Here is an 8,071-nt window from a genome sequence, read left to right on the forward strand (position 1 = left end):
GGACAAGCATCGTCATTTTATTATGGTCAGCCTCAGGGTGAAGTGTGTCTAATCAACAGGGTTTTCGGTCTCTAAGTACTTTTTAAAGGGAACATCATCGACTCAAATCTCTATTTGCAACAGTGCCGGGTATGTCCGGGTAAGTTCTGTCGAGCAAAACACTGGACGTCAACTTGAAGGAATTGAGGTCGACCGGATTTTTGTTGACCGTGCTTCAGGTAAAAATACTGACCGACCTAAATTTCAGGAAATGTTGAACTATGTCCGGGAAGGGGACAGGGTGATTGTACATTCAATGGATCGTTTTGCGCGAAGCCTAAAAGATTTGGTCACTGAAGTAGATAAACTGGTCAAACGAGGGATCGCCATCCAGTTTGTAAAAGAAAATATTACTTTTACAGCCGAATCCACCCCGATGGATAATTTGATGCTTCAAATGATGGGTGCTTTTGCACAGTTCGAACGTGAGATCATTTTAGAGCGGCAAAAGGAAGGAATAAAACTCGCCTCTGCTCAGGGGAAGTACAAAGGTCGGGTGCATAAACTAAAGCCTGACCAAGCTGAAGCTTTACGACAAGCATGGAAGGAGGGGAAGTATCCATCGAAAATGGCATTAGGGAAAGCTTTTGGGATTAGTCGTCAGGCGGTATACCGATATTTACAAGTTAGTGAATAGCTTATTGGGATTAGCAACTAAATTTAGTTTAACTTATAAAAATCATGAAACACTGTTCGAATTTTAAGCGTGGAACATGAATAATCAATAAAAAGCCGCTCTGGTGCCCTATATTCCAGAACGGCTTGCTTTAATATAATGATATTTAAAGAGAAATATCAATCATTACGTATAAGGTGTATTATGTTAATTTTAGAAATACTTGATGATGGCTAATTGAAAGTGATTACATAAAAAAAGCCTAGAATGAGTCTAGGCTTTAGATTGATTAGCAAAATCGTTTTATTAAAAATAAATATCAATACTTAAAATTTATATGTCAGTGCCATATAAAAATTAGTGAGTCCACTTTTATCAACTAATGGCCCATCTTGAACTTTACTTGGTAAAAACTTTTGCATTGCTACACCACTTAATTTGACTTTATCTGTCAGTGCATAACTTGCACCTAAAGATACATGTGGAATAAAGACATGATTTGGTTTATATGCTGCAACACCACGAGCAACTTCACTGTCTAAAATACCATAATAATAATTTGCTCTTTTATCCGATAGCCAATCTACTCCAGCATTTGGCATAAGAGTGACTTTAGGATTTATTCTCCAGAAGTATTGATAATTAAAGCGAAGTTCTGCTCCTTCACTAGCACCACCAACATCATTGACAGCTTGTAGTGAAAATAAGCCATAAGGTAGTCGTACAATACTTTCTAAACCTAAATCTACACTACGATCACGATCTTCTAATTGTGATTTACTAATATTTTTAGCAGCTAATTTTTCTGTGCTTAAGTCATCGACATCTAAATTCATCATATTGATGTTAGCAATCGCATTTACGGTAAGAAGTTTATCTTTGTAGAGTTCTACACCTGCATATAAACCACGAATAAAAAAATCCTCAGTTTCATATGAAATCACAGGTATAGGAGTGATTTCAGTTTTTTCCCCTACATATATACCGTTACTACCAACTGCACCTATGCCTAAACTTAAACCTTGAGGTTTACTGATTTGTCCTTTTTGTTGTCTATCTTCAGCAGCAAAAGTAGCCATAGGAATGCATAAAATTATAGTAAATCCGAGCTTTTTAAGCATATTTTACTCATTGTTTCATAAAAACTTATTCAATATACACGGTAAGGTAATAAAGAAAATGTGAATTTACTGGCTCAATTACGTTTTTTTTAAGCATATAACTAATAGCTTATCCAACAATATAGTTAATGATATTTTAAAAGCTTCTTAGTTGGTTCAAAATTTGAGTTGTTTACTCCATTTAACTTATGTTTAACATAATGGTTGTTATACGCAATAAAAAAAACCTGGGCACCAACCCAGGTCTAAAATTTAAAAAACAGATAAATATCAGTGCAATAAACTCATTTTTCTAATTTCGCATAACGTGTATTATGTTAATTTTAGAGAAACTACTAAATTATATTGAGTTGTAAATATTTGAAAATTCCGTTAAGATATTTTGGATTAAATTCTATTCCTAGATAGCATTCGTGTTGACTCATCTCTCCAAAAAACTTTGGTTTTGTTTTCTTATGGTTTTTGCCATAGGATGGAGTAGTGTGTCTGTTGCATCAGTAAAGATAATGCATATCAATATGCAAACTGAAATGAGCCAAGATCATTGTTTAGATCAAGCACAGCAAGTCACTCAACATGGTATTAATCACGAAGTACAGACGAATACCGATTGCCATAATCATTTAGCTCTTAATCAGAATATAGATCACAAAAAGTGTCAGGAATGTTCTAGCTTATCCTGCCAGACACAGATCTCATGTCTTCATTCTTTGCAAAGCTCGCTAGATCCCCTAGATACCTTCTATTCTATAGATCAGCCTAATTTTTATTACCCCAACCAATATCTAAATGGGTATTGGCAAGAAATTTCACGTCCCCCTAAAGCTTAACCAATTTTTTTAAAATTTATTTATTTTTCAAAAATTAAGGTTAAGTTATGTCTCATAAAATTAGTTCGTACCTATTAGCAGGTATTTGTTTTGCATCGTCGCCTTTGGTTTTTGCCGAAGTGCGTGAATATCAGCTTGTTATTGATGAAGCAGTGGTCAGCCCAACTGGAAAGCCTGTAAAGCGCATTACCGTAAATGGTCAATTTCCTGCGCCTTTGCTTGAGTTTGAAGAGGGTGATGAAGCCATCATTCGCGTGAAAAATAATTTAAAAAACCAAGATTCTTCTATTCATTGGCACGGACTGTTGTTGCCGGGCATTATGGATGGTGTACCGGGATTTAATGGTTTTAACGGTATTAAGCCTCAAAGCGAGTATGTTTATAAATTCAAGATTCGCCAAAGCGGGACTTATTGGTATCACGCTCATTCTAAAGGACAGGAACAGGACGGCTTATATGGTTCTTTTGTGATTTATCCAAAAGGTAAAACACCATTGGCAGCACATGAAAAAGCTGAACGTGACTATGTGGTGATGTTGTCAGATTTTCATGAAAAAACCAGTGATCAAATTCAGAAAGATCTTAAAATTTCAGCTGAATATTATCAAGATCAGCGTGAAACCTTGGGTGATGTTTGGAAGCAGGTTAAACGTGATGGCATAAAAGCGACATGGTCTGACCGCAAAATGTGGAATCAGATGCGTATGCTAAAAACCGACATGTCGGATGTTACAGGTTATACCTTCCTCATTAATGGCAAAACACCTGAACAAAATTGGACAGGAATGTTTAAACCGAATGAAAAAATTCGCCTACGTTTTGTGAATGCATCTGCGATGTCTTTCTACGATGTCCGTATTCCTAACTTGAAAATGACTGTGGTCAGTGCTGATGGTCAGCCTGTAAAACCTGTTGCTGTGGATGAGTTTCGTATTGGCACAGCTGAAACTTATGATGTGATTGTGGAGCCAAAAGGCGGACATTATCAAATTGAAGCTGAGTCAATTGACCGTTCAGGTTATGCGATTGGTACACTGCACAATGAACTAAATCCTATGACACATGGCATTCATATGCCTGCACCACGTCCACGCTCACTTTTGACCATGGAAGATATGGGACATGGTGACGGTGATCATGCAGGAATGGATCATTCGAAAATGAACCACGGCAATATGCAAGGCATGGATCACTCGAAAATGGATCATTCAAAAATGAACCATGGCGATATGCAAGGCATGGATCACTCGAAAATGGATCATTCACAGCATGGCACAGCAAAACCACAAGAAAATGATCAAGTGGTTTATGGTTGGGCAAATGCATCTACACCTGCGGGCAATAAAGCCTTGCAATATAGTGATTTAAAATCTTTAGAACCGCAAAAAGATACTCGTGAAGCTAGCAGTGAATTAGTAGTGCGTTTGGGCGGTACTATGGAGCGTTATATTTGGACGATTAACGGTAAAAAATTCAGCGATGCTGAGCCATTAAAAGTGAAGTATGGCGAGCGTATCCGTATCAAATTTATTAATGACAGTATGATGGCGCACCCCATGCATTTACATGGCATGTTTATGCAGTTGGAGAATGGTCAAGAGTCGGTAGATATGCCGAATAAACACACATTGATTGTACCACCGGGTAAAACAGTGACTGCTTTATTAACTGCGGATGAGTTGGGCGAATGGGCAATCCATTGTCATTTGTTGTATCACATGAGTGCAGGAATGATGAACAAGTTGATCGTGGCAAATGTTAGCGATGAACAAGTGTCTACAACGCCAATTCAAGGTACAAATTCGACTCAAACTCACCAAGTAACTGAGCAAAAAGGAGCTGGACATGCACATCACTAATTTTGTATTTAAAGCGTTTTTTTCTGTTGCGGTATTGAGTTTAACAAGCTTAAGTTTGGCGCACGAAGGGCATCATTCAACTGCTCAGACTGATGGAAAAAATGTACCATCAATGAATCATCAAGCGATGTCTGAGATGGATCATTCACAGCATTCTCCACAAGAGCATGCACAACACATGCAGATGATGGGGAAAATGAATCATGCTGCACATTCAGCACCGATGAACCATCAACATGCAGGTCATCAGCCAATGCATCACAAATCAACAGAGAAACAGCAAGATCAAAAAGTACAGAAAGGAGATCAACATGCGCACCATTAATCTTTTTTCTAAAACTGTTTTAGCAAGCTCTTTGTTGATGGTCAGTGCAGTGAGTTTGGCACATAATGGTGAAGATCATAGTGCGCCTGAAAAAATGACAGTTGCTACATCTTCTAGTCAAAATCAGCCGATGCAAATGGATCGCTCTCAAATGAACCATAGCCAAATGAATCAGGCACAACATCAGGCAACATCTACGGTTAATCATTTACATCATGTACCAGATGCGAATGCTCAGCAGAGTTCGCATTATGATCATCGCTCAGAACACGGTGCGCAAATTTATGCGATTACGACAGTGGACAATAAGTGGCTTGTCAATGAAGATGGCACAGGTGATTTAAAGTCAGAGTTTGAAACCCGTATTGGCACAGATGAAAATAAGGTTTTTATTAAAATTCATGCCGATAAAGAAGAATCGCATGATGCACATTATGATGCCAAACTTTTATATAGCCGTATGATTTCAGACTTTTGGGATGCACAGATTGGTGCACGTTATCGTAGTGAAAAAGTTGAACTCAATGATCATCGCAAAGACACCGAAGAAAATGTTGATGCGGTGATTGGCTTACATGGTATGGCGCCATATTTCTTTGAAACTGATGCTTATCTCTATGCGGGAGAAGACAATTATGCGGGCTTTAGCCTAGAAACGGAACGTGATTTTCTGATTACGCAAAAGTTGATTATTCAACCTTATTTAGAGTTGGATGCTATCTTTAGTGATGACTCTAAATATGCGAAAAAAACTGGTTTAAGCAGTGCAACCGCAGGGTTTGAAACTCGCTATGAAATCAGTAAAAAGATCATGCCGTATATCGACATTGCCTATGAGTATTCAAAAGGTAATGATGAAACGTCGTGGCAAATAGAATCAAACTCTGAGAAAGGTTGGTTATATGGAGCTGGTGTTAGATTTAGATTTTAATTAATTTAATGATTACTAAATAGCTTTATTTAAATAAAACTCTAGCTTAATGTGGCCGGAAGCAAAATGTTAACTTATTTTGCTTCCTTCCATTTAACATAATGGCTGTTATGCGAAGTCGACTTGTAACTCCAAAATAGAAATGTCCGGTTTCTCCAAAGTAAAAATGTCCGCTTTTAGAATATGCACTTTTGCAATTTTCTTAGCGGACGGTTTGATATGTTGGTGTCTATGTCGGATAAAGAACTTAAACGATTGTCGGTCTTGCAAGAAATCTGTGATCAACGCATAACCCAGTCCCAAGCTGCTCAGCTACTTCATATTTCAGAACGTCAGATCAGACGTTTATTGCAAAAATACAAAGCTCAAGGCCCAGCTGCATTAGCACATGCTGCACGTGGCCAAATCAGCAATTCCAGGCTTCCTGAAGAGCTCAGACTCAAGTGCCTCAATATTGTTTCGGATCAACTGCATGGTTTCGGACCCACTTTAGCGCATGAAAAGCTCACCACTGTTCATGGATTCGATATTTCAGTGGAAACACTGCGTTCCTGGATGATTGCAGCCGATCTGTGGATTCCTCGCGCCAAGCGCCTGAAACGCCCGTATCAGCCTCGTTATAACCGAGATTGTTATGGTGAACTGATTCAAATCGATGGCTCACACCATGACTGGTTTGAAGGACGCGCTGCTAAGTGCTGTCTGCTGGTATTTATCGATGATGCCACAGGAAAATTACAGCATTTACGCTTCTGTGAGTCGGAATCAGCATTTGACTATATGATTTCAACACGTTTGTATGTTGAGCAGCATGGTAAGCCGTTGGCGTTTTACAGTGATAAACATTCAGTCTTCAGGGTGAATCAAAGCAGCAAGAAAGACACCAAGATTACCCAGTTTGGACGCGTACTCAGTACCCTCAATATCGATATCATCTTCGCCAATTCACCACAAGCCAAAGGCCGTGTAGAACGGGCGAATAGAACGCTTCAGGACCGTCTGATTAAAGAAATGCGCCTGGAAGGCATCTGTTCGATTGAGCAAGCGAATGCCTGGCTGCCCTGCTTTATCGAGCAATTTAATCGTAAATTTGCCAATATGGCCTTTAATCCCAAGGATCTACACCGGACTGTCACTGAAACAGCCGAAGAATTAGATGATGTTTTTACCTGGCGTGAACCCCGCAGAGTCACGAACAGCCTGACGATTACTTATGATAAATGCGTATATCTCCTCGAGAGTACAGAAGAAAATCAGAGACTCATCGGTAAATATCTTGAGTTTCTGGAATATCCGGATGGTACTGTAGCCATCATGCATGAAGGCCGGAAGATTAATTACAGTATCTTCGATAAATTAAACCAGCTCAATCAGCGCGAGATTGTTGAGAATAAACGTTTGGGTTCTGTGCTGGCACATATTCAACAACAGCATGAAGAACTGGAACAGCAAAACAAACGCAACCGTTCTCAAAAGATGCCACGTAGACGAGCACAGAAAAATGCAATTCAACAACGCAATTTGAATCCTGTGTTTGACTTAGAAATGCCAGTATAGGACATTTCTATTTGGTTTTAAGGTAGGACATTTCTACTTGGGAATAACACGACTTGTAATGCAATTTGCATTACAATATTCCTAGTACATTAAATACTTGGGAAATATGATGGCTACTGTTAACTTCAGGATCGATGAAGCCCTTAAAGAAAAATCTTATTCAATCCTTAAAGAGCAAGGTATTACACCTACGGATTTCTTCACTAGTATTCTTGAGTATGTTGCTACGACTGGGAAACTGCCTGTCAAAAAAGCTTTGATTTCAGAAGAAGATGAAGAATTATTAGCTCTTGTCCGTAAGCGCATTAATGATCCTAAAGAGATGTTTGAGGAAGTCACATTAGATGACTTATAAGCTTTTACGTCACAAGGACTTTACAGCAGAATGGGAAAAACTCCCTGTTGCTATACGAGATTAATTTAAAAAGAAACTAGCCAAAGTCATAGAGCAGCCACATATTCCAAAGAATATGCTTAGAGGCGATCTTGCAGGTTGCTATAAAATCAAATTATTAAAAGCTGGTGTCCGACTTGTCTATCAAGTTAAAGATGATCAGGTAGTTATCCTGCTCATTACCGTCGGAAAACGAGCTGATAGCATAGTTTATGACGAAGCGAAAAAGCGAATTAAAGACTAAAAATGGGAGCTTAAAGCTCCCATTTTTGTGTTATTCCCAAGTAGAAATGTCCTACCTTAAAACCAAATAGAAATGTCCTATACAGACATTTCCAAGTCAAGCACAGGATTCAGATTTCGTTGTTGAATTGCTGTTTTCTGTGCACGTCTTCTTGG

The 8,071-nt window shown here is 38.6% G+C and carries 7 protein-coding genes and 2 pseudogenes; 8 read left to right on the plus strand and 1 reads right to left on the minus strand.

From position 1 onward, the window contains the following. Both FTT64_RS13975 and FTT64_RS13980 read left to right on the plus strand, forming a co-directional pair. Positions 1-75: pseudogene (locus FTT64_RS13975) on the plus strand (IS6 family transposase); the annotation flags it as partial. A gap of 37 nt (positions 76-112) precedes the next feature. Further along, positions 113-676 (plus strand): recombinase family protein, encoded by a 564-nt coding sequence (locus FTT64_RS13980; RefSeq protein ID WP_180134372.1) that lies wholly within the window; start codon positions 113-115, stop codon positions 674-676. 305 nt (positions 677-981) lie between these two features. Here FTT64_RS13980 and FTT64_RS13985 read toward each other — a convergent pair whose 3' ends face one another. Beyond that, on the minus strand, positions 982-1,734 hold the full coding sequence (locus tag FTT64_RS13985) for a MipA/OmpV family protein (RefSeq protein ID WP_227554600.1): 753 nt from the start codon (positions 1,732-1,734) through the stop codon (positions 982-984). A 919-nt stretch (positions 1,735-2,653) separates the two neighbouring features. On the opposite strand from FTT64_RS13985, the gene FTT64_RS13990 reads away from it, so the two are divergent. From FTT64_RS13990 to FTT64_RS14015, 6 genes and pseudogenes are all read left to right on the plus strand, one after another. Beyond that, positions 2,654-4,465, plus strand: a complete 1,812-nt coding sequence (locus tag FTT64_RS13990; protein WP_004733211.1) for a copper resistance system multicopper oxidase — start codon at positions 2,654-2,656, stop codon at positions 4,463-4,465. Continuing rightward, the gene (locus FTT64_RS13995) at positions 4,452-4,790 is read left to right on the plus strand and encodes a hypothetical protein (protein WP_004897649.1); all 339 of its coding nucleotides are present in this window, start codon (positions 4,452-4,454) and stop codon (positions 4,788-4,790) included. The genes FTT64_RS13990 and FTT64_RS13995 overlap by 14 nt, the downstream gene beginning before the upstream one ends. Further along, entirely contained in the window at positions 4,777-5,721 is a 945-nt protein-coding gene (locus FTT64_RS14000) for a copper resistance protein B (protein WP_004668309.1), read from the plus strand. The genes FTT64_RS13995 and FTT64_RS14000 overlap by 14 nt, the downstream gene beginning before the upstream one ends. 231 nt (positions 5,722-5,952) lie before the next feature. Continuing rightward, positions 5,953-7,278 carry an ISNCY family transposase gene (locus tag FTT64_RS14005; protein WP_180057507.1) on the plus strand — a complete coding sequence of 442 codons (1,326 nt, stop codon included), beginning with the start codon at positions 5,953-5,955 and terminating at the stop codon, positions 7,276-7,278. A 109-nt stretch (positions 7,279-7,387) separates the two neighbouring features. Beyond that, the gene (locus FTT64_RS14010) at positions 7,388-7,633 is read left to right on the plus strand and encodes a type II toxin-antitoxin system RelB/DinJ family antitoxin (protein ID WP_160232258.1); all 246 of its coding nucleotides are present in this window, start codon (positions 7,388-7,390) and stop codon (positions 7,631-7,633) included. After that, a pseudogene (locus FTT64_RS14015) lies at positions 7,623-7,916 on the plus strand (type II toxin-antitoxin system RelE/ParE family toxin). The gene FTT64_RS14010 and the pseudogene FTT64_RS14015 overlap by 11 nt, the downstream one beginning before the upstream one ends. Positions 7,917-8,071 lie beyond the last annotated feature (155 nt).

Origin of the sequence: Acinetobacter sp. Q186-3, from assembly GCF_013420655.1 — a bacterium.
Classification (GTDB): Bacteria; Pseudomonadota; Gammaproteobacteria; order Pseudomonadales; family Moraxellaceae; genus Acinetobacter; species Acinetobacter indicus.